Source organism: Citrobacter freundii complex sp. 2025EL-00176, from assembly GCF_053309355.1.
The window spans coordinates 66,325-87,800 of the sequence record NZ_JBRYHT010000006.1 but is presented as its reverse complement, the minus strand read 5'-3'; the positions used below and the strand labels follow the sequence as shown (position 1 = coordinate 87,800).

The window sequence follows — 21,476 nt, the reverse complement described above, 5'->3', positions numbered from 1 at the left end:
TGATCCGGCCTACGGGTGCACAACCTCGTACTTATTAGCCGTAGCGGAACTCCACGCCAAACGTCCCGCGCGGGTATTCCCATTTTTCCAGCGCCGTATCAAGGCCGAGGATCCGGCACGTACCGCACTCCAGGCACCCGGCGTAATCAAAACGGACGCTGCCGTCGTCCTGCTTTTTATACAGTCCCGCCGGACAGGCCTTAATCAGCACCTCCAGCGCCTGTTTATCAGGATCGGTTTTGAGAATGATGTGCGGGCTGTCTTCATCGACATTGAACTTATTGACGCCCAGTTTGACGTCCACATTGACGGGAGATGTCATAATACGGTCACTCCTTTCAGGCCATCTTTCATCAGGTTGATGAAGCCCACTTTCTTCGCATGGCGCAGGATTTTTTTACGCATTGGCACCGGAGCGGAGCCATCCACGGTGAACAGGTCGCGTGCGATATTGACCGCCATTTCGGGATAAGCGGTAAACATGCGGGGATTATCAAGAAAAGCCGGCAGTTTCTGATACATGCGCATATCGCGCATCGGACCATCATCCAGATGCTGACGGTATTCACCCAGCGACTGCTTGCTAAAATCGTCGCGCTTCATCGCCGAAAGCACCGTCTTCGCCGCCGCTTCGCCTGCGGATATGGCGAGATCCATACCACGGATGGTAAAGCCGAGGTTCATACACATGCCGGCAGCATCCCCGGCAATCAGTACGCCATCGCCCACCAGTTCAGGCTGCATATTCATTCCCGCCTCGGGTACAACGTGCGCGGCATATTCCACCAGCTTGCCACCAGCGATCAGCGGAGCAACTGCCGGATGCTGTTTAAAATCTTCCAGCATTTGCGGGACCGATTTTTTCGCGTCTTTCAGATGATGAAGACCGCAGACCAGCCCCAGGGAAAGGGTTGTTTCATTCGTATACAGGAAGCCACCGCCCATCAGACCATCGGTCGGCGCCCCGGCAAATAGACAGGCGGCACCTTCGTTACCCTGAAGCTGGAAACGATCTTCAATTACCGACTTCGGCAATTCGATCAGTTCCTTCACGCCGACGGCAACATGCGATGCCTCAACACGCTTTGCCATGCCCAGCTTTTCAGCCAGCAGAGAATTCACCCCATCGGCGAGGATTACGACTTTGGCTTCCAGAATATCGCCATCGGCTTCCACGCCCACGACTTTGCCATCACGCTGAACGACGTTATCCACGCGAATACCGGTGATCAGTTGCGCCCCCGCCTCTTCGGCCTGCTCCATCAGCCAGGCGTCAAATTTACTGCGCAAAACGGAATAAGAAACCTGCGACGATGCGGCGTCCTCGCCGTTGCAATAATCCATCGTCATCGCCCCTTTGTCGGTCATAAAGGCGAGTTTTTCGTGGGTGATCATGCGTTCAATGGGGGCCTGATCCGCAAAGCCGGGGATGATGCGTTCCAGGCTATGCGCATACAGACGCCCACCGGTGACATTCTTCGCGCCAGCAGAATTGCCGCGCTCGATAACCAGCACCTGTGCACCTTCGCGAGCAAGCACCAGCGCCGCAACCGAACCGGCCAGACCTGCACCCACGATGATGGCATCAAAGATATCTTCGGACATACGTACTCCTGTCAGCGGCAGGATACCTTCGCATCCTGCCCGAAATGGTTTATCGCGCTAAGGCAGCCGTCAGCGCAGGCAGGATCTTCAGCGCATCGCCAACGATGCCAAAATCCGCATACTGGAAGATCGGTGCGTTTTTATCTTTGTTGATGGCGAAAATCGTCTGTGCGCCGTTGGCGCCAACCATATGTTGGATCTGCCCAGAGATCCCCACCGCCAGATACAGTTCAGGTTTGAGCATCAGGTTGGAGATACCGACGTAGCGCTCGTGCTCCATCCACTTCTCGTTTTCCGCTACCGGGCGGGAGCAGGCCAGCTCGGCACCAATTGTCTGGCACAGCGCTTCGGCCAACGAGATATTCTCTTTGCTGCCGATACCGCGTCCCACGCTGACGACCAGACGCGCTTTGTCGAGGTCAACGCTGTTGCTCTGACGCGCCTGGGTTGCGGTGCGGGTCACGGCAATGGCCGGAGCCTGCCACTGCACGGTGTGTATCTCGCCGCTGCGAGAAGTATCCGGTTGTTGAGCGTCAAACGTTCCGCTGCTGAGCGTGATCACGGCAAATGGCGAAGCGATGGTTTCTGCCCCTATCGCCAGACCGCCGTAGACCATATGTTTAACCGCCGCTTTTCCATCCTGCAGGGCGACTTCGCTGGCGTCGTTGGAAACCGCAGCCGACAAACGAAAGCCCAGTTTTGCCGCCAACAGCTTGCCCCGACGCGTATTCGGCAGCAGCACCGCGCCGCCCTCGCTATGCTGACGAATAGTCTCAGCCATCGCATCAGCGTAGTCTTCGATCATGCGGTCTTCTGGTTTGCCGCTGAGCAGCCAGACATGATCCGCCCCCAAATGACATGCTGTCGCGCTGTCCGCTTCGTTCAGTACGAACGCGTTAACTTTTTCACCTACAGCCTGCGCGCCACTCATCAGTTCGGGCAGACGAGAAGGGGTATCGCTGAATACCCAGACACTGGAAAATTTGTTCATAACATCCCCTGATAATTAAATGATTTTGCGCAGATTCTCGACAAACGCGGCGATTTGTTCTTCACCGTCCCCTTCAATCACCACGCGCTGACGCTCGCGTTGCTTCGGTGCGGCAACCTGTTGTGCGGAATACGCGGGTACGCTGTTCAGCCCGATGTCCGCAGGCGACCAGACCTGAACCGGTTTTTTCGCCGCGCCAAGAATGGCTTTCATCGAAGGGATTTGTGGGGTGTTGATGTCGGTGGAAACCGCGATCACCGCCGGGAGCGGGATGCTCAGCGTTTCAACTTCATCTTCCAGTTCACGTTCGACCGTCAGAGTGCTGTCGGTAAGAGCGAGGATCTTACTCACGCCGTTAATCGCCGGAACGTTCAGCATTTCGCCCACCAGCAGACCAACCTGCTGAGCATAAAGATCGGAAGAACCGTCGCCGCAAATAAGCAGATCGAAACCTGATTTTTGCGCCGCGGCAGCCAGCGCGGTAGCGGTTTGTTGCGGCAGCGCCTGCTCAAATTGATCGTCAATCACGACAATCAGTTCATCAGGGCCACGAGAGAGGACATCTTTGCGCCCTTTTGCATTGGTCAGCGCTTTGCCGCCAACGCTCATGGCGACAACCTGAGCATCTCCCAACTGCTGTTTTAACTGGCAAGCAGCTTCAATTGCATTCAGATCATATTGGCTGATTTTGCCATCCGCTTTGCTGAAATCGAGTGTTCCATCAGCATTATTAATCGCAATATCCTGTTCATCAGGTACGCATTTGTAGCAAGTAATTATCTTCATTGCATCTCCAGAAATCATGAAGGAAACGTATTTATATCGGCGGTGTTAAATACAGATATCACGCTCTTTAATTCGGAAATAAAACCTTAATCACCAATATTGAAAATGTCACACATTGATATTCGTAACTTTCAATAGTGTTATGTGCCTCACCAATATTGAAAGAAATATGTCAAACAGGAAAATTTTCAATATTGTTTGCTGGCTCAACAATATTGAACGTCAGACACTTAAAAAAGTTAAAAAACCAACATCAACAATATGATTAATAAGACAAAAATAGAAATTTCAAGACAAAATAACCAGCACGAAAAAGTGTGACATAGATAACAGAATCACCCGAAATGAATACCCATTATGAGTTACTCACTGAGGCGTCCCAGAGGTTAAAAACTTATCAACAAATCATTAATAATAAATAAACAAACGTTCATAAACGGGCACGCTAAATAAATTTCGTTTTCACACTGGAATTCACTTATGAAAAATGAAAAGAGAAAATCGGGAATTGAACCGAAGGTTTTTTTTCCGCCATTAATAATTGTCGGAATACTTTGCTGGCTAACAGTAAGAGATCTTGATGCCGCTAACGTCGTTATTAATGCGGTATTCAGTTATGTCACCAACGTCTGGGGTTGGGCATTTGAATGGTATATGGTCATCATGCTCTTCGGCTGGTTTTGGTTGGTTTTTGGTCCGTATTCGAAAAAGAAACTCGGCGACGAAAAGCCAGAGTTTAGTACCGCCAGCTGGATTTTTATGATGTTCGCTTCCTGTACATCCGCCGCGGTGCTGTTCTGGGGCTCTATTGAGATCTACTACTATATCTCCACCCCGCCGTTCGGCCTGGAACCAAATTCCACGGGTGCGAAAGAGATTGGTCTGGCATACAGCCTGTTCCACTGGGGGCCATTGCCATGGGCAACCTATAGCTTCCTTTCCGTGGCCTTCGCCTATTTCTTCTTTGTGCGCAAGATGGACGTCATCCGCCCCAGCTCCACGCTGGTGCCGTTAGTGGGCGAAAAGCATGCAAAAGGGCTGTTCGGCACCATCGTCGATAACTTCTACCTGGTGGCGCTGATCTTCGCGATGGGCACCAGCCTCGGTCTGGCTACCCCGCTGGTCACCGAGTGTATGCAATGGCTGTTCGGTATTCCGCATACGCTGCAACTCGACGCCATCATCATTACCTGCTGGATCATATTGAACGCTATTTGCGTGGCCTGCGGCCTGCAAAAAGGGGTCAGAATCGCCAGCGATGTGCGTAGCTACCTGAGCTTCCTGATGCTCGGCTGGGTGTTTATCGTCAGCGGCGCCAGCTTCATCATGAACTACTTCACCGATTCTGTAGGGATGCTGTTGATGCATCTGCCACGGATGCTGTTCTATACCGACGCCATCGGTAAAGGCGGCTTCCCGCAGGGCTGGACCGTTTTCTACTGGGCGTGGTGGGTTATTTACGCCATCCAGATGAGTATCTTCCTGGCGCGTATTTCTCGGGGTCGTACCGTACGTGAACTGTGCTTCGGGATGGTACTGGGCCTGACCGCGTCTACCTGGATCCTGTGGACTGTCCTTGGCAGTAACACGCTGCTGCTGATGGATAAAAACATCCTCAACATTCCGCAGTTGATTGAACAACACGGCGTGGCGCGCGCCATTATCGAAACCTGGGCCGCCTTGCCGCTCAGCACCGCCACCATGTGGGGTTTCTTTATCCTCTGCTTTATTGCCACCGTAACGCTGATTAACGCCTGCTCTTACACCCTGGCGATGTCGACCTGTCGCGAAGTTCGCGATGGTGAAGAGCCGCCGCTGCTGGTACGCATCGGCTGGTCCGTTCTGGTCGGCGTCATCGGTATCGTTCTGCTGGCGCTGGGCGGGCTGAAGCCCATTCAGACCGCAATTATCGCCGGAGGATGCCCGCTGTTCTTCGTCAACATTATGGTGACGCTGTCCTTTATTAAAGACGCCAAAGTGCACTGGAAAGACAAGTAATTCTAATTAACCCAATTGATCAAGAGGCTGAAAGATGGATTTCAACTTAAATGACGAGCAGGAACTGTTTGTCGCCGGTATTCGTGAACTGATGGCCAGTGAGAACTGGGAAGCTTATTTTGCCGAGTGCGATCGTGACAGCGTCTACCCTGAGCGTTTTGTAAAAGCGCTGGCGGATATGGGCATTGATAGTCTGCTGATCCCGGAAGAACACGGCGGCCTGGAAGCGGGTTTTGTCACCGTCGCCGCCGTCTGGATGGAGCTGGGTCGTCTTGGCGCGCCAACTTACGTGTTGTACCAATTGCCGGGAGGTTTTAACACTTTCCTGCGTGAAGGGACTCAGGAGCAAATTGATAAAATCATGGCGTTCCAGGGCACCGGTAAGCAGATGTGGAACTCTGCTATCACCGAACCGGGAGCGGGATCGGATGTTGGCAGTCTGAAAACCACTTATACACGCAAAAATGGTAAGGTTTATCTTAATGGCAGTAAGTGCTTTATCACTAGTAGCGCCTATACCCCGTACATCGTGGTCATGGCGAGAGACGGTGCATCGCCGGATAAACCTGTTTACACCGAGTGGTTTGTTGACATGAGCAAAGCGGGTATCAAGGTCAACAAACTGGAGAAACTTGGTCTGCGCATGGATAGCTGCTGTGAAATCACCTTTGATGACGTTGAACTGGACGAGAAAGACATGTTCGGTCGGGAAGGTAACGGCTTCAACCGCGTGAAAGAAGAGTTTGACCATGAACGCTTCCTCGTCGCGCTGACCAACTACGGCACCGCAATGTGCGCTTTTGAAGATGCAGCGCGTTACGCTAATCAGCGCGTGCAGTTTGGTGAAACTATTGGCCGTTTCCAGCTGATTCAGGAGAAGTTTGCGCATATGGCGATCAAACTGAACTCCATGAAAAATATGCTGCTGGAAGCCGCGTGGAAAGCGGATAACGGCACCATTACCTCCGGCGACGCGGCAATGTGCAAATACTTCTGCGCCAACGCCGCGTTTGAAGTGGTAGACACCGCCATGCAGGTGCTGGGAGGTGTTGGTATCGCGGGCAACCACCGCATCACGCGTTTCTGGCGTGACCTGCGCGTTGACCGTGTTTCTGGTGGTTCTGACGAAATGCAGATCCTGACGTTGGGTCGTGCGGTACTCAAGCAATACCGCTAATTCAGCACGATTCGTAGGCCGGATAAGGCGTTTACGCCGCCATCCGGCAACATGCCCGGTGGCGCCGTGGTTACCGGGCCTACAAAAAATGCCAGGAGAAAAATTATGCATCATTTACCAATGCCAACCTTTGGTCCGCTTGCTGGGGTACGCGTTGTTTTTTCAGGGATCGAAATCGCCGGTCCGTTCGCCGGACAGATGTTCGCCGAATGGGGCGCCGAGGTTATCTGGATTGAAAACGTCGCATGGGCCGATACCATCCGCGTACAGCCTAACTACCCGCAGCTCTCACGCCGCAACCTGCACGCCCTGTCGCTGAATATTTTCAAAGATGAAGGTCGGGAAGCGTTTCTGAAACTGATGGAAACCACCGATATTTTCATTGAAGCCAGTAAAGGCCCGGCCTTTGCGCGCCGCGGTATTACTGATGAAGTGCTGTGGGAACATAACCCGAAACTGGTTATTGCCCACCTTTCCGGCTTCGGCCAGTTTGGTACCGAGGAGTACACCAATCTTCCGGCTTATAACACCATCGCGCAGGCGTTCAGTGGTTATCTGATCCAAAACGGCGACGTTGACCAACCAATGCCAGCCTTCCCGTATACCGCCGATTACTTCTCCGGGATGACCGCGACGACAGCCGCGCTGGCGGCCCTGCACAAAGTGCGCGAAACGGGTAAAGGTGAAAGCATCGATATCGCCATGTACGAAGTGATGCTGCGCATGGGTCAGTACTTCATGATGGACTACTTCAACGGTGGCGAAATCTGTCCACGTATGACGAAAGGGAAAGACCCCTACTACGCCGGTTGCGGCCTGTATAAATGCGCCGATGGTTACATCGTTATGGAATTGGTTGGCATCACGCAAATCAACGAGTGTTTTAAAGATATTGGCCTGGCCCACATTCTCGGTACGCCGGAAGTTCCGGAAGGCACGCAGCTAATTCATCGCGTGGAATGCCCTTACGGCCCGCTCGTCGAAGAGAAACTGGACGCCTGGCTGGCAGCACACACCATCGCCGAAGTTCAGGCGCGCTTTGCTGAGCTGAATATCGCCTGTGCGAAGGTGCTAACCATTCCAGAACTGGAAGGTAATCCGCAGTACGTTGCCCGCGAATCCATTACTCAGTGGCAAACAATGGACGGCCGCACCTGTAAAGGGCCGAACATCATGCCGAAATTTAAAAACAACCCGGGGAAAATCTGGCGTGGCATGCCATCACACGGCATGGATACCGCCGCCATTCTGAAAAACATTGGTTATAGCGAAGCAGACATAAATGAGCTGGTCGGCAAAGGCCTGGCCAGGGTTGAGGAATAAACGCGACGCGCTAACCCGCTCGTTGGTTAGCGCTCACGCCTGATTTCAGTGGATAAAGCAATATGGATATCGTTGGCGGACAAAACTTACGTCAGATGTGGGACGACCTGGCCGGGGTGTACGGAGAGAAAACGGCGTTAATTTTCGAATCCTGTGAAGGAATCGTTCGGCAGTTTAGCTATGCCTCGCTCAATGAAGAGATTAACCGCACGGCGAACCTTTTTTATTCCTTAGGGATCCGCAAGGGCGATAGGGTCGCACTGCATCTGGATAACTGTCCGGAATTCATCTTTTGCTGGTTTGGGCTGGCAAAAATTGGCGCCATTATGGTGCCGATTAATGCCCGCTTACTGGGCGAAGAAAGTGCCTGGATCCTGCAAAACAGCCAGGTGAGTCTGCTGGTTACCAGCGCCCAGTTTTATCCTATGTACCGTGAAATACGCCAGGAAAATAGCACTCCGCTTAATCATATCTGTCTGATTGGCGAGCAGCTTCCGGCTGACGATGGCGTGAGCCACTTTTCCCAACTGCAGGCTCGTCAGTCGGCCACGCTGTGCTATACGCCAGCGTTATCCACTGACGATACGGCGGAAATTCTGTTTACCTCCGGTACCACCTCGCGTCCAAAAGGGGTGGTGATTACCCACTATAACCTGCGCTTTGCGGGCTATTACTCTGCCTGGCAAATCGCCTTGCGCGATGACGACGTGTACATGACGGTGATGCCCGCTTTTCATATCGACTGTCAGTGTACCGCCGCAATGCCAGCCTTTTCCGCCGGCAGTACCTTTGTGCTCCTGGAAAAGTACAGCGCCCGGGCATTTTGGGAGCAGGTACGTAAATATCAGGCGACGGTGACCGAGTGCATCCCGATGATGATCAGAACGCTGATGGTGCAACCCGCCGCGCCAACGGACAGGCAGCATCATCTGCGTGAAGTGATGTTCTATCTCAATTTATCGGCGCAGGAAAAAGACGCCTTTACCGAACGCTTTGGCGTCAGACTGCTGACCTCTTATGGTATGACTGAAACCATTGTCGGCATTATTGGCGACCGTCCCGGAGACAAACGACGCTGGCCTTCCATTGGTCGCGTGGGTTTTAGCTATGAAGCTGAAATTCGCGACGATCAAAATCGCCCGCTGCCCGCCGGAGAAATTGGCGAAATCTGTATTAAAGGTGTCCCCGGCAAGACTATCTTTAAAGAGTATTACATGCAGCCGGAGGCAACCGCCAGGGCGCTGGAACCAGAGGGCTGGTTACATACCGGTGATTCGGGTTACCAGGATGAGGATGGCTATTTCTATTTTGTCGACAGACGCTGCAACATGATTAAACGCGGCGGGGAAAATGTCTCCTGCGTCGAGCTGGAAAATATTATTTCTGCGCATCCGAAAATTCAGGACATTGTGGTTGTTGGTATTAAAGACGCGATCCGTGATGAAGCCATTAAAGCGTTTATTGTCCTTAATGAAGGTGAAACATTAAGCGAAGCCGAGTTTTTCAGCTTCTGCGAAAACAATATGGCGAAATTCAAGGTTCCCTCTTTTATGGAGATCAGAACCGACCTGCCGCGCAATTGTTCAGGAAAAATAATCAAAAAAAATCTGAAATAAACCTTCCGGCAGGAATTCCTCCCGCCGGGAAACTATTTATCTGGAGATGAACTATGAGTGAATCATTACATCTGACCCGTAACGGCCCGATCCTGGAAATAACCCTCGACCGACCTAAAGCGAATGCCATTGATGCCAAAACCAGCTTTGCAATGGGCGAAGCTTTCCTTAATTTCCGTGACGATCCGGAATTACGCGTAGCAATCATTACTGGCGGCGGTGAGAAATTCTTTTCTGCTGGCTGGGACTTAAAAGCGGCAGCGGAAGGTGAAGCGCCGGATGCCGATTTTGGTCCCGGTGGCTTCGCCGGTTTAACTGAAATATTTGACCTCGATAAGCCAGTCATCGCCGCGGTGAACGGCTACGCGTTTGGCGGTGGTTTTGAGCTGGCGCTGGCGGCTGACTTTATTGTCTGCGCCGAAAACGCCAGCTTCGCGCTGCCGGAAGCCAAGCTCGGCATCGTGCCTGACAGCGGCGGCGTTTTGCGCCTGCCTAAGCTGTTGCCACCGGCCATCGTCAACGAAATGGTGATGACCGGCAGACGAATGAGCGCCGAAGAAGCGCTGCGCTGGGGGATCGTGAACCGCGTAGTCAGCCAGAGCGAACTGATGGATAGCGCGCGCGAACTGGCGCAACAACTGGTCAATAGCGCTCCGCTGGCGATCGCGGCGCTAAAAGAGATTTATCGCGCAACCAGCGAAATGCCGGTTGAAGAAGGCTACCGCTACATCCGCAGCGGCGTGCTGAAGCATTATCCGTCGGTACTGCATTCGGAAGATGCGCTCGAAGGACCGCAGGCATTTGCCGAAAAACGCGATCCGGTGTGGAAAGGTCGTTAATGTGGCCAGGCCGGATGGCACTTCGCTTATCCGGCCTACAGCACATGCACAACCGTATGCCGGATAAGGTTTTTACACCGCCATCCGGCAAAAAAACCGAGGTACAACCATGAGCTATTACGCCTTTGAAGGACTGATCCCGGTGGTGCACCCGGACGCGTTTGTCCATCCCAGCGCCGTGCTGATTGGCGATGTCATCGTGGGCGCCGGTGTTTATATTGGCCCACTCGCGTCATTGCGTGGGGATTATGGTCGCCTGATCCTGGAGGCAGGATCTAATCTGCAGGATGGCTGCATTATGCATGGCTACTGCGATACCGATACCATCGTGCATGAGAACGGCCATATCGGCCACGGCGCTATTTTACATGGCTGCGTGGTGGGACGGGACGCATTGGTCGGCATGAACAGCGTAATTATGGACGGCGCAGTGATTGGCGAAGAGAGCATTGTCGCCGCCATGAGTTTCGTCAAAGCCGGATTTCAGGGGGGGGCAAGGCAGATGCTGGTGGGTTCACCTGCGCGCATACTACGCCAGGTCACGGACCAGGAGCTGCACTGGAAACGCCTCAACACCAAAGAATATCAGGATCTTGCGATCCGCTGTCGAACAGGTCTACACGAAACGCAGCCCTTAACGCGGGTCGAAGAAAACCGGCCGCGCCTGAAAGGCACGACGGACGTGAAGCCAAAATCAGCTCAGTAATTGATGCCGGATGCGCTCACGCTTATCCGGCCTACGCGCCAATCACCGTTTACACCGCCTCAGGTAAACAGACAATTATCGACGCATACTCTTGGAGAGCATCATCTGCCATTTCTGCTCACGGTTTAGCTCTGTTGGGGGAACGGCAGACAGTCGCGGCGCTTTCGCCACACTCACTTTTCTTTCCTGCAAATTATGATTCAATCGGCGATAGAGATGAGAGTCGATACTCACGACTTTCACCAGACGCTGGCACTGACAGCCTCGTCCTGCAATCTGATTAGGGATCATCTTCACTTCACAAACAATTTCACCCACTTCTGACAGAATATAGGAGAGCGTATTAATTGCTTTGCAGTGTTCAATATCAAATTGACGGGAAATCTCCTTGGCAGTAATCCATCGGTTCTCTGCCATCATCCAGTCAGCAATTAACAAATAAAGCGGTCTTTCAACATATTTTTCACACATAAGCACACCATTTCACAAATTAAAAATCTGGCTACGGCCTGTCCAAATTAATAAAAACTAAGCCATATTAAAATTGTGGATATAAAGATAGTATGCGACTTGAATGTTGATTAGTGTGAGCAATATCGTGCTTATTACATTGAAAATGTGGTTATGAAAGCGCATTTGGCCAGGAATGACCTTACGAGATATAAAAAAAGGGTTTCTTTACAGAAACCCTTGCAAAATTATATTGCAGATCCGCTTAGCGCAATTATCAGCGGACCTTCTGTTTATTATTTATTGATCTGCGCGTGCATTTCCTGCACCGAGGTCACCTTCTCGGTAGCGTCGGCATTCAGCGCCATGGCCGTTGCGAAGCCGCCGTTCAGGGTGGTGTCATAGTGCACTTTGTACTGCAGCGCGCTGCGGCGAATCAGCTTGGAGTCTTCAATCGCCTGACGACCTGCGGTGGTGTTGATGATGTAGGTGTATTCGCCATTCTTAATACGGTCCTGAATGTGCGGACGACCTTCATGCACCTTGTTCACCAGACGCGGGTTGATACCGGCTTCACCCAGCACAATCGCGGTACCGTGCGTCGCATCCAGCTCGAAGCCCTGCTTCAGCAGCTTAGCGGCCAGGTCCACCACGCGCTCTTTATCGCCTTCGCGAACGGAGAGCAGCGCACGGCCCTGTTTCTTCATCGTGGAGTTACTGCCCAGCTGTGCCTTGGCGAACGCTTCCGCAAAGGTACGGCCGACGCCCATCACTTCCCCGGTGGAGCGCATTTCTGGCCCTAACAGCGGGTCAACGCCCGGGAATTTGTTGAACGGCAGCACCACTTCTTTCACCGAGTAATACGGCGGGATAATTTCTTTGGTCACGCCCTGCTCGGTCAGCGATTTGCCGGCCATCACGCGCGCCGCCACTTTCGCCAGCGGTACGCCGGTGGCTTTAGAGACAAACGGTACGGTACGCGCCGCACGCGGGTTGACTTCAATCAGGTAAACTTCGTTGTCTTTCACCGCAAACTGTACGTTCATCAAACCGCGCACCTGCAGTTCGAAGGCCAGTTTCTGCACCTGCTGGCGCATCACGTCCTGAATTTCCTGGCTCAGCGTGTAGGCTGGCAGAGAACAGGCGGAGTCGCCGGAGTGTACGCCCGCCTGCTCGATGTGCTCCATGATGCCGCCAATCAGCACCATTTCGCCATCGCAGATGGCGTCAACGTCCACTTCGATAGCGTCGTCGAGGAAGCGGTCCAGCAGCACCGGCGCGTCGTTGGAGACGCTAACCGCGGTCTGGAAGTAACGACGCAGGTCGGCTTCGTCGTAGACGATTTCCATCGCGCGGCCGCCCAGTACGTAGGACGGGCGCACCACCAGCGGGTAGCCAATCTCTTTCGCCTTCTCCACCGCTTGTTCAATGGCGGTGACGGTGGCGTTGGCTGGCTGCTTCAGCTTCAGGCGGTCAACCGCGTGCTGGAAGCGTTCACGGTCTTCCGCGCGGTCAATGGCGTCCGGGCTGGTACCGATAACCGGTACGCCTGCGGCTTCCAGTTCACGCGCCAGCTTCAGCGGGGTCTGGCCGCCGTACTGCACGATAACGCCTTTCGGCTTCTCGATGCGCACGATTTCCAGTACGTCTTCCAGCGTGACCGGCTCGAAGTACAGACGGTCGGAAGTGTCGTAGTCGGTAGAGACGGTTTCCGGGTTACAGTTGACCATGATGGTCTCGTAACCGTCTTCGCGCAGCGCCAGCGAGGCGTGTACGCAGCAGTAGTCAAATTCGATACCCTGTCCGATTCGGTTCGGGCCGCCGCCGAGGACCATGATTTTGTCGCGGTCGACGGATGGGTTAGATTCGCACTCTTCTTCATAGGTGGAGTACATGTAGGCGGTATCGGTGGCGAATTCCGCCGCGCAGGTATCCACGCGCTTGTAGACCGGGTGCAGGTTGTACTGGTCGCGCAGCTTGCGGATTTCCGCTTCGCGCACGCCCGCCAGCTTCGCCAGACGCGCATCGGCAAAACCTTTGCGCTTCAGGTGACGCAGGAAGTCAGCGTCGAGGCCATTGATGCCCACTTCCGCCACTTTATCTTCCAGACGCACCAGCTCTTCAATCTGCACCAGGAACCAGCGGTCGATGTTGGTCAGGTTGAATACGCCATCGACGGAGAGGCCCGCGCGGAACGCATCGGCGATATACCAGATACGCTCGGCGCCCGCGTCTTTCAGCTCGCGGCGGATTTTGGTCAGCGCTTCCGGGTCGTCGAGGCTCACTTTCGGGTCGAAGCCGGTGGCACCGACTTCCAGGCCGCGCAGCGCTTTTTGCAGGGATTCCTGCTGCGTGCGGCCAATCGCCATCACTTCACCGACGGATTTCATCTGGGTAGTCAGACGGTCGTTGGCACCGGCGAATTTTTCGAAGTTGAAGCGAGGGATCTTGGTGACAACGTAGTCGATCGACGGCTCGAAGGAGGCCGGGGTACGGCCGCCGGTGATGTCGTTCATCAGTTCGTCGAGGGTGTAACCCACCGCCAGTTTCGCCGCCACTTTGGCAATCGGGAAGCCGGTGGCTTTCGACGCCAGCGCCGAGGAGCGGGAGACGCGCGGGTTCATTTCGATAACAATCAGACGACCGTCTTTCGGGTTCACCGAGAACTGGACGTTGGAACCGCCGGTTTCGACGCCGATTTCACGCAGTACCGCCATCGAGGCGTTACGCATAATTTGGTATTCTTTGTCGGTCAGAGTCTGCGCCGGAGCTACGGTGATGGAGTCACCGGTGTGGATACCCATCGCATCGAAGTTTTCGATAGAGCAGACGATGATGCAGTTGTCGTTTTTATCACGCACCACTTCCATCTCGTACTCTTTCCAGCCGATCAGCGACTCATCAATCAGCAGCTCTTTGGTTGGCGAGAGATCCAGACCGCGCTCGCAGATTTCTTCGAACTCTTCACGGTTGTAGGCGATACCGCCGCCGGTGCCGCCCATAGTAAAGGACGGACGGATGATGCACGGGAAGCCGACGTCAGCGGCAACCGCCAGCGCTTCTTCCATGGTGTGTGCGATACCAGAACGCGCGGTGTCGAGGCCGATTTTCTTCATTGCCACGTCGAAGCGGCGACGGTCTTCTGCTTTATCAATCGCATCAGCGGTCGCACCAATCATGGTGACGCCGAACTCTTCCAGCACGCCCTGACGCTCCAGTTCCAGCGCGCAGTTCAGCGCGGTCTGGCCGCCCATGGTTGGCAGCACCGCATCCGGGCGCTCTTTTTCGATGATTTTGCGTACCACTTCCCAGTGAATCGGCTCGATGTAGGTGGCATCGGCCATTTCCGGGTCTGTCATGATGGTGGCCGGGTTGGAGTTCACCAGAATGACACGGTAACCCTCTTCGCGCAGCGCTTTACACGCCTGGGCACCGGAGTAGTCAAACTCACACGCCTGACCGATAACAATCGGGCCCGCGCCCAGAATCAGGATACTTTTTATATCTGTACGTTTTGGCATGGCTCTTATTACTCCTGATTATTTCGCGGACTGACGGTATTGCTCAATTAACTCGATAAAATGGTCGAACAGCGGCGCAGCGTCGTGCGGGCCTGGGCTCGCCTCGGGGTGGCCCTGGAAGCTGAACGCCGGTTTATCGGTACGATGAATGCCTTGCAGGGTGCCGTCGAACAGGGATTTATGGGTTACGCGCAGGTTGGCTGGCAGCGAGTCTTCATCCACCGCAAAGCCGTGGTTCTGCGCAGTGATCATCACCACATTCTTATCCATGTCTTTCACCGGGTGGTTACCACCGTGGTGACCAAATTTCATCTTGATGGTCTTCGCACCGCTCGCCAGCGCCAGCAGCTGATGGCCGAGGCAGATGCCAAATACCGGAATGTCGGTCTGGAGGAATTTCTCAATCGCCGCGATGGCATAGTCGCACGGCGCCGGGTCACCAGGGCCGTTAGACAGGAAGATACCGTCCGGATTCATCTTCAGCACGTCTTCCGCGGAGGTTTTCGCCGGTACCACCGTCAGGCGGCAGCCGCGATCTACCAGCATGCGCAGAATATTGCGCTTGGCGCCAAAATCGTAGGCCACCACGTGGAACGGCAGCTCTTCTGCGGATTTCGCTTCCGGCAGGTCACCCGCCAGCGTCCAGCTACCCTGCGTCCAGCTGTAGGATTCAGCGGTGGTCACTTCTTTTGCCAGGTCCATCCCATTCAGGCCCGGGAACGCTTTGGCTTTTTCTAAGGCCAGCGTAGCATCCAGATTATCGCCTGCGATGATGCAGCCGTTCTGAGCGCCTTTTTCACGCAGCAGACGGGTCAACTTACGGGTATCGATATCGGCAATCGCCACGATGTTATGGCGCTTGAGGTAAGAAGAGAGGTCTTCGGTGTTGCGGTAGTTGCTGGCAATCAGCGGCAGGTCGCGAATGACCAGACCCTGAGCGTGTACCTGAGAAGATTCTGCATCGGCTTCATTGGTGCCGACATTACCGATATGAGGATAAGTAAGAGTGACGATTTGGCGGGAATAGGAAGGATCAGTGAGGATTTCTTGATAACCGGTCATTGAAGTATTGAAAACGACTTCCCCAACCGCCGAACCTGTTGCCCCTATGGCCCGACCGTGAAACTGGGTTCCGTCTTCCAGAACCAATAGCGCTGACTTAATCAAAACACCCTCCAGAGAATATTCACTCACTTTATTTGCATATTAATTCATTAACAGCTCATGAATCAATGCAAATTTGCTTACCTATGGATTTCTGGCAAACGGCGGCATTCTAGAGATAGCCCACGTAAAAGTCTACCCAAAAGGGCAATTTTTATTATTATTTTACGTCACTGGGATAAATCACTCGATTTAACAGGCAAAAAGATCAGCTAACTCAGGGTGGAAAACGCTTGCGGAAGGTAAAGAGTGTAAAAACCGGAAGAGCGATAGAAAAAAGTGGACCATTTGGTCAAAATTTACATTGAGATAACAGAATAAAGCAGAAAGATATAGATAAATACGAGTTTAAACAAAAAACTAAATTAAAAAACTAAAAATTAAAGGGCAATAAAATATTGCCCTATGTAATCAAATAATTATGATTACCATAACCACATCACGAAGGGTAACAAAACCTATAAACTGCGTAAATCAAGCACATCTTTCATATCAAAAAGACCATTTGACTTAGACTTCAGCCAAATCGCCGATCTCACTGCGCCATTGGCAAAGGTCATGCGGCTGGACGCTTTATGGGTGATTTCAATACGCTCGCCAATATCGGCAAACATGGCGGTATGTTCACCGACAATGTCACCGGCGCGTACGGTCGCAAAACCAATCGTGCCCGGTACGCGCTCGCCGGTGTAACCTTCGCGCGAGTAGACCGCGCAGTCTTTCAAATCTTTATCCAACGCCCCGGCGATCGCCTCGCCCATCGCCAGCGCCGTTCCCGACGGGGCATCCACTTTGTGGCGGTGGTGCGCTTCGATAATCTCGATATCGGTATAGTCACCCATCACTTTCGCCGCCTTCTCCAGCAGCTTCAGCATGACGTTAACGCCGACGCTAAAGTTGGCAGCGAAAACGATAGCAATCTCCTGCGCGGCATCGCGAATAGCCTGTTTACCGGCATCATCAAACCCGGTAGTGCCAATCACCATCCCTTTACCGTGCTGGCGACAAAACGCCAGATGCGTCAGCGTGCCTTCCGGGCGCGTGAAATCGATGAAAACATCGAAATCATCTTTCACCGCCTCAAGGCTGCTTTGTACGGTAACGCCTGTTTTCCCGGCTCCCGCTAACTCTCCGGCATCGCTTCCCAGTAAGGAAGAGCCTTCGCGCTCCAGCGCCGCACCAAGCTGTACGCCATCCATGCCAAGAGTGGCCTGAATCAACTGACGCCCCATGCGTCCTCCGGCTCCCGCGATGGCAACGCGGATTTGTGCATCATGCATAGCTATTCTCTTTTGTTAATTTTGCGTAAATCGTTTTCAGAGTAACCAGCGCAACGCTGCGCCGCCAGCCGAAAACGTCGATAATTAGAATTTAATGATAAACAGGCAGAGATATCAGTAAAAGGCATGACGATCAGCTAAAACCACATGATTCTCTGACGACCAGCGCCGGCGGCAGGATAATACGTTTCGGCGGTTCGTCATTTCCCTGAATACGGCTATAAAGCAGCTCTCCGGCCTTACGACCTATCTCTTTTGCCGCCACCGACACGGTGGTAAGCGCAGGTTGTACCAGCGCCGCTTCGGTGATGTCATCAAACCCCACCAACGCAAAATCCCGCCCAGGCTCCCGCCCCATTTTACGTAGCGCCTGCATGACCCCAAGCGCCACAATATCCTGATAACATACGGCGGCGGTAATTTGCGGGTAACGCAGAAGAAGAGACTCAGCTACTTTTGCGCCGTCAATTTGGCTGGCCTGTGTAGCCACAATCCATTCTGGATTCGGCGATATTCCTTGTTCCAGCAATGTGCTGGTGAAGCCACCGATACGCTGTGTCCGACTGCCGGAACCAGGACTCCCCCCAATAAACGCAATATTCTTGTGCCCCATTTTGACTAAATGGGTGGTGGCCATTTGCGTACCGAGAAAGTTATCGGTTCCGACAAAATCAAAATCAGGATCGCTTAGGGGACGGACGACCATAATGGCGGGAATATTGCGCCTTTTCAGCGCTTCAAAGAAGGATGACGGCGTCTCGCGCGCCGCGCAGAGCACCATGCCGCAGGCATTATTGCGCATCAACGAGTCGACAAATTTTTGCTGCCGTTCTCCTGACTCTTCGCTATTCGCCAGAAACAACAACAGGTCATGTCGTTCCATCTCATGGCTTAGCCCTGCAGTCATCTCGCCGTAAAAAGGGTTGGTGATATCGTGGAGCAACAATCCAACCTGATTACTGCTCCGGTTACGCAGATTAGCGGCGGTTTGATTATATACATAGCCAGCATCATCCAGCGCTTTAAGCACCCGGTCGCGTGTAGCCTGAGAAATTCGCCCCCGGTTACGCAATACCATCGACACGGTCGCCGTGGAGACTCCCGCGCGCTCAGCTACCTGCGCCAACGTGACTGTGGTCATACCTGCTCCTGATTTTTATCGAAGGTTAATCGAATAACCGAAATATTGCTTTTATACGTGTGATTCACATCACGCTAACGCGCTTTTCACCGCTTTTGATTCTGAATATGCCGGGTTAATCGCGTTAACCACACTATGAAAATAAGGTTAATCGATTAATCTTAAATAAGCCAACACGGAGAAAGAAAATGACGACAACCTATAATAAATTCCCTGAGGTTAACGTTCAGGGCTATGACGATCACGCCTGGCAGAGCTGGGCATCGATCCATTCTGTGCTTAACACCAGGGTTTCTGCAGCAGCCAAAACCGTATTGATCGTGGATTGCTATCCGGGCGTGCGGCTTGAAGAACTGGAACAACAGCTTGTCACGACGTTAGATACCGCGCTGGTACTGAATATTGAATCCGCCCGCCGAGATGAGCAGGCCCTGCATGAGTTACTGGCGCGAAACCTTACCGATGATCGCGTATTCGGCGTCCTTTCCTGCCATCACCTGAATGAGTTTTTTGATAGTGACAAGCTCAGTCAGCTCCGCCAACAGATTGACTCCGTTGCCGAAGGTCTGGTCGTGGTGTACGGACCCGGCGCGACGCTGGCACACCCGGGTGACGTACTGGTTTATGCCGATCTTCCGCGTTGGGAAATTCAACAGCGTATGCGCCATGACGGGTTGGGGAACTGGGGGGCGGAAAACCAGGATGAAGATATTCTTCGTCGGTACAAACGCGCTTTCTTCATTGAATGGCGGGTCTTCGACCGGCACAAAACGCCGTTACTCAAACGCGCCGATTATTTGCTTGATACCACGGTAGAAAATCATCCCGCAATGGTCAGCGGCGACGCGTTGCGCGCCGGTTTGCAACAAACGACTCAACAACCGTTTCGCGTTGCCCCTTTCTTCGACCCAGGCGTTTGGGGTGGGCAATGGATGAAACAACACTTCGATCTCGATCCCTCAGCCCCCAATTACGCGTGGTGTTTTGATTGCGTGCCCGAGGAAAACAGCCTGTTACTGCGTTTTGGCAACGTGCGGATCGAGATCCCCTCTCAGGATCTGGTGCTAACCTGTCCCCGTCCCCTGCTGGGCGAGAAAGTTCATGCACGTTTTGGTGCGGAATTCCCAATTCGTTTTGACTTCCTCGACACCATTGGCGGCCAGAATTTGAGCTTTCAGGTTCATCCGCTCACTGAGTACATTCAGCAACAGTTTGGTATGCACTATACCCAGGATGAGAGCTATTACATTCTCGAAGCCGAGCCGAACGCCGTGGTGTATCTCGGCACTAAAACCGGGATCGCGCCGCAGGACATGCTCGACGACCTCCGAGCCGCGGGTCGTGGTGAAAAAGCCTTTGATGATACGCGATTCGTTAATCAGATCCCTGCGCATAAACACGATCACTTTCTGATCCCCGCCGGAACCGTCCACTGTTCGGGTGCTGGAACCATGGTGCTGGAGATCAGCGCAACGCCCTATATCTTTACCTTTAAACTGTGGGATTGGGGACGTTTAGGATTAGACGGTTTACCACGCCCGGTCCATCTGGATCACGGTCAGCAGGTGATTGACTGGCAGCGCGAGACGCAATGGGTACACGACAACCTGGTCAACCGTATCGAGCCTATCGCTGAAGGAGAAGGTTGGCGGGAAGAAAGAACCGGAATGCATGAACGCGAGTTTATTGAAACGCGCCGCCACTGGTTTACGGCACCGGTCACGCACCATACCCATGGCGGCGTAAACGTCCTGAACCTGGTCGAAGGTGCGCAGGCCGTTGTTGAAAGCCCGAGCGGCGCATTTGCCCCGTTTATCGTCAACTATGCAGAGACCTTTATTATCCCGGCCGCCGTTGGAGAATACCGTATTTCGCCGTTTGGCAAGGGTATCGGCCAACAGCTTGCCACGATTAAAGCCTGGGTTAGAGGATAAGCGCATGATTAACGTTATTGTTGCCACCCATGGTCCCCTGGCGGACGCGCTTCTCGCCAGCGGTCGTATGGTTTACGGAGAATTACCGCATGTTTACCCCGTCACGCTGAGTGAACAGGCGGGTATCGAAGGGTTTAAACAGACATTCTCTCAGGTTCTCGCAAGTGCTGGGAAAGACGCTGACGGCGTTCTGGTGCTATGTGACATGCAAAGCGGTACGCCGTGGAATGTCGCCTGCCACCATGCGTTTTCTGCTCAAACGGTCCCTCCCGTTGCCGTTGTCGCGGGAGTCAACTTCCCGATGCTGTTACAAAGCGAGGAGATCTGCCATTTAACGGATGTTCACGCCGCAGCCGTCGAGCTGTTGGCGTTGACGGTACCTACGCTGATTAAAGCCGCCCCGGTTTTATCCGTTCAGTCCGACGATTTTTAAAGGAAACCACTATGAGTATTTCTTTTGTACGTATCGATGACCGCGTAATCCATGGGCAGCTCGTGACACGTTGGGCCAAAGAGCTGCCCTGTGACGGGATTGTCGCGATAGACGACGCCGTCGCGGCCGACCCTCTGCTCTCTTCGGTGATGAAAGGCGCCGTGCAGGATACCAAAGTCTGGTTGTTTGATACCGCCACCGCGATTGAAAAACTGCCGAAAGTCATTGCCAGCGAGAAGCGTTATTTCGTCATTGGTAAATCACCCGTTACGCTAAAACGCATTGAAGAAGCTGGCATCAGCCTGAAAAATGCCAACGGCAAAATTAATGTTGGTCCAATGAGCGCCCGTGCCGATACCACCACCATCGGCCCAAACCAGTCGGTGAATGGCGAGGAAATCGCCGCCTTTGACTGGCTGACGCAGCATGGGCACCTGGTTGAGTTTCGCCTGGTCCCTGACGCCAGTTGCTACAGCTGGCAGGACGCACGTCAGAAGCTGAAATAAGGAGCG

At 53.3% G+C, this 21,476-nt stretch carries 18 protein-coding genes; 9 read left to right on the top strand and 9 right to left on the bottom strand.

Features of this window, described 5'->3' with window-relative positions; all coding sequences use genetic code 11:
- Nucleotides 1–34 precede the first annotated feature (34 nt).
- From fixX to ACVXHP_RS13750, 4 genes are read right to left on the bottom strand one after another with little or no spacing between them, the layout of a single operon-like run.
- A complete protein-coding gene (gene fixX / locus ACVXHP_RS13765) occupies nt 35–322 on the bottom strand; it encodes a ferredoxin-like protein FixX (protein ID WP_000203736.1) in 288 nt (95 codons plus the stop codon).
- Nucleotides 319–1,605 carry an FAD-dependent oxidoreductase gene (locus tag ACVXHP_RS13760; RefSeq protein WP_200008575.1) on the bottom strand — a complete coding sequence of 429 codons (1,287 nt, stop codon included), beginning with the start codon at nt 1,603–1,605 and terminating at the stop codon, nt 319–321. The genes fixX and ACVXHP_RS13760 overlap by 4 nt, the downstream gene beginning before the upstream one ends.
- A gap of 49 nt (nt 1,606–1,654) precedes the next feature.
- Complete coding sequence (locus ACVXHP_RS13755) at nt 1,655–2,596, bottom strand: electron transfer flavoprotein subunit alpha/FixB family protein (RefSeq protein ID WP_447571652.1); 942 nt, start codon at nt 2,594–2,596, stop codon at nt 1,655–1,657.
- A 15-nt stretch (nt 2,597–2,611) separates the two neighbouring features.
- On the bottom strand, nt 2,612–3,382 hold the full coding sequence (locus ACVXHP_RS13750) for an electron transfer flavoprotein FixA (protein WP_200008573.1): 771 nt from the start codon (nt 3,380–3,382) through the stop codon (nt 2,612–2,614).
- Between the two features lie 480 nt (nt 3,383–3,862).
- On the opposite strand from ACVXHP_RS13750, the gene caiT reads away from it, so the two are divergent.
- The 6 genes from caiT to caiE all read left to right on the top strand — a co-directional run bounded on the left by caiT (nt 3,863) and on the right by caiE (nt 11,041).
- The gene (gene caiT / locus ACVXHP_RS13745) at nt 3,863–5,380 is read left to right on the top strand and encodes an L-carnitine/gamma-butyrobetaine antiporter (RefSeq protein WP_200008572.1); all 1,518 of its coding nucleotides are present in this window, start codon (nt 3,863–3,865) and stop codon (nt 5,378–5,380) included.
- 34 nt (nt 5,381–5,414) lie between these two features.
- On the top strand, nt 5,415–6,557 hold the full coding sequence (gene caiA, locus ACVXHP_RS13740) for a crotonobetainyl-CoA dehydrogenase (protein WP_003018898.1): 1,143 nt from the start codon (nt 5,415–5,417) through the stop codon (nt 6,555–6,557).
- Nucleotides 6,558–6,662: 105 nt separating this feature from the next.
- Nucleotides 6,663–7,880, top strand: a complete 1,218-nt coding sequence (caiB, locus tag ACVXHP_RS13735) for an L-carnitine CoA-transferase (RefSeq protein ID WP_316129275.1) — start codon at nt 6,663–6,665, stop codon at nt 7,878–7,880.
- Between the two features lie 62 nt (nt 7,881–7,942).
- Complete coding sequence (gene caiC, locus ACVXHP_RS13730) at nt 7,943–9,496, top strand: crotonobetaine/carnitine-CoA ligase (protein WP_447571651.1); 1,554 nt, start codon at nt 7,943–7,945, stop codon at nt 9,494–9,496.
- Between the two features lie 53 nt (nt 9,497–9,549).
- Entirely contained in the window at nt 9,550–10,335 is a 786-nt protein-coding gene (gene caiD, locus ACVXHP_RS13725; protein ID WP_000004376.1) for a crotonobetainyl-CoA hydratase, read from the top strand.
- A gap of 109 nt (nt 10,336–10,444) precedes the next feature.
- The gene (caiE, locus tag ACVXHP_RS13720; protein WP_447571650.1) at nt 10,445–11,041 is read left to right on the top strand and encodes a carnitine operon protein CaiE; all 597 of its coding nucleotides are present in this window, start codon (nt 10,445–10,447) and stop codon (nt 11,039–11,041) included.
- A gap of 75 nt (nt 11,042–11,116) precedes the next feature.
- Here caiE and caiF read toward each other — a convergent pair whose 3' ends face one another.
- From caiF to ACVXHP_RS13695, 5 genes are all read right to left on the bottom strand, one after another.
- A complete protein-coding gene (gene caiF / locus ACVXHP_RS13715) occupies nt 11,117–11,512 on the bottom strand; it encodes a carnitine metabolism transcriptional regulator CaiF (RefSeq protein ID WP_200008568.1) in 396 nt (131 codons plus the stop codon).
- 275 nt (nt 11,513–11,787) lie between these two features.
- Nucleotides 11,788–15,012, bottom strand: coding sequence for a carbamoyl-phosphate synthase large subunit (gene carB, locus ACVXHP_RS13710; RefSeq protein ID WP_447571649.1), 3,225 nt, complete (start codon nt 15,010–15,012; stop codon nt 11,788–11,790).
- An 18-nt stretch (nt 15,013–15,030) separates the two neighbouring features.
- Nucleotides 15,031–16,179, bottom strand: coding sequence for a glutamine-hydrolyzing carbamoyl-phosphate synthase small subunit (gene carA / locus ACVXHP_RS13705; protein ID WP_447571648.1), 1,149 nt, complete (start codon nt 16,177–16,179; stop codon nt 15,031–15,033).
- Between the two features lie 455 nt (nt 16,180–16,634).
- Nucleotides 16,635–17,456 (bottom strand): 4-hydroxy-tetrahydrodipicolinate reductase, encoded by an 822-nt coding sequence (gene dapB, locus ACVXHP_RS13700; RefSeq protein ID WP_316130546.1) that lies wholly within the window; start codon nt 17,454–17,456, stop codon nt 16,635–16,637.
- Between the two features lie 133 nt (nt 17,457–17,589).
- Complete coding sequence (locus ACVXHP_RS13695) at nt 17,590–18,597, bottom strand: LacI family DNA-binding transcriptional regulator (protein WP_447571647.1); 1,008 nt, start codon at nt 18,595–18,597, stop codon at nt 17,590–17,592.
- Nucleotides 18,598–18,785: 188 nt separating this feature from the next.
- Here ACVXHP_RS13695 and ACVXHP_RS13690 point away from each other — a divergent pair, with 188 nt between their 5' ends.
- From ACVXHP_RS13690 to ACVXHP_RS13680, 3 genes are read left to right on the top strand one after another with little or no spacing between them, the layout of a single operon-like run.
- On the top strand, nt 18,786–20,531 hold the full coding sequence (locus ACVXHP_RS13690) for a class I mannose-6-phosphate isomerase (protein WP_447571646.1): 1,746 nt from the start codon (nt 18,786–18,788) through the stop codon (nt 20,529–20,531).
- 4 nt (nt 20,532–20,535) lie between these two features.
- Nucleotides 20,536–20,964 carry a PTS sugar transporter subunit IIA gene (locus tag ACVXHP_RS13685; protein ID WP_075145223.1) on the top strand — a complete coding sequence of 143 codons (429 nt, stop codon included), beginning with the start codon at nt 20,536–20,538 and terminating at the stop codon, nt 20,962–20,964.
- An 11-nt stretch (nt 20,965–20,975) separates the two neighbouring features.
- Complete coding sequence (locus ACVXHP_RS13680; protein WP_042312435.1) at nt 20,976–21,470, top strand: PTS system mannose/fructose/N-acetylgalactosamine-transporter subunit IIB; 495 nt, start codon at nt 20,976–20,978, stop codon at nt 21,468–21,470.
- Nucleotides 21,471–21,476 lie beyond the last annotated feature (6 nt).

Bases quoted from the DNA above. Each gene is read 5' to 3' on its own strand.
- ACVXHP_RS13750 (WP_200008573.1), bottom strand. From the start codon at position 3,382: ATGAAGATAATTACTTGCTACAAATGCGTACCTGATGAACAGGATATT.
- ACVXHP_RS13760 (WP_200008575.1), bottom strand. From the start codon at position 1,605: ATGTCCGAAGATATCTTTGATGCCATCATCGTGGGTGCAGGTCTGGCC.
- caiF (WP_200008568.1), bottom strand. From the start codon at position 11,512: ATGTGTGAAAAATATGTTGAAAGACCGCTTTATTTGTTAATTGCTGAC.
- ACVXHP_RS13695 (WP_447571647.1), bottom strand. From the start codon at position 18,597: ATGACCACAGTCACGTTGGCGCAGGTAGCTGAGCGCGCGGGAGTCTCC.
- carB (WP_447571649.1), bottom strand. From the start codon at position 15,012: ATGCCAAAACGTACAGATATAAAAAGTATCCTGATTCTGGGCGCGGGC.
- caiD (WP_000004376.1), top strand. From the start codon at position 9,550: ATGAGTGAATCATTACATCTGACCCGTAACGGCCCGATCCTGGAAATA.
- fixX (WP_000203736.1), bottom strand. From the start codon at position 322: ATGACATCTCCCGTCAATGTGGACGTCAAACTGGGCGTCAATAAGTTC.
- caiE (WP_447571650.1), top strand. From the start codon at position 10,445: ATGAGCTATTACGCCTTTGAAGGACTGATCCCGGTGGTGCACCCGGAC.
- caiT (WP_200008572.1), top strand. From the start codon at position 3,863: ATGAAAAATGAAAAGAGAAAATCGGGAATTGAACCGAAGGTTTTTTTT.
- ACVXHP_RS13685 (WP_075145223.1), top strand. From the start codon at position 20,536: ATGATTAACGTTATTGTTGCCACCCATGGTCCCCTGGCGGACGCGCTT.
- ACVXHP_RS13680 (WP_042312435.1), top strand. From the start codon at position 20,976: ATGAGTATTTCTTTTGTACGTATCGATGACCGCGTAATCCATGGGCAG.
- ACVXHP_RS13690 (WP_447571646.1), top strand. From the start codon at position 18,786: ATGACGACAACCTATAATAAATTCCCTGAGGTTAACGTTCAGGGCTAT.
- caiC (WP_447571651.1), top strand. From the start codon at position 7,943: ATGGATATCGTTGGCGGACAAAACTTACGTCAGATGTGGGACGACCTG.
- dapB (WP_316130546.1), bottom strand. From the start codon at position 17,456: ATGCATGATGCACAAATCCGCGTTGCCATCGCGGGAGCCGGAGGACGC.
- caiB (WP_316129275.1), top strand. From the start codon at position 6,663: ATGCATCATTTACCAATGCCAACCTTTGGTCCGCTTGCTGGGGTACGC.
- caiA (WP_003018898.1), top strand. From the start codon at position 5,415: ATGGATTTCAACTTAAATGACGAGCAGGAACTGTTTGTCGCCGGTATT.
- ACVXHP_RS13755 (WP_447571652.1), bottom strand. From the start codon at position 2,596: ATGAACAAATTTTCCAGTGTCTGGGTATTCAGCGATACCCCTTCTCGT.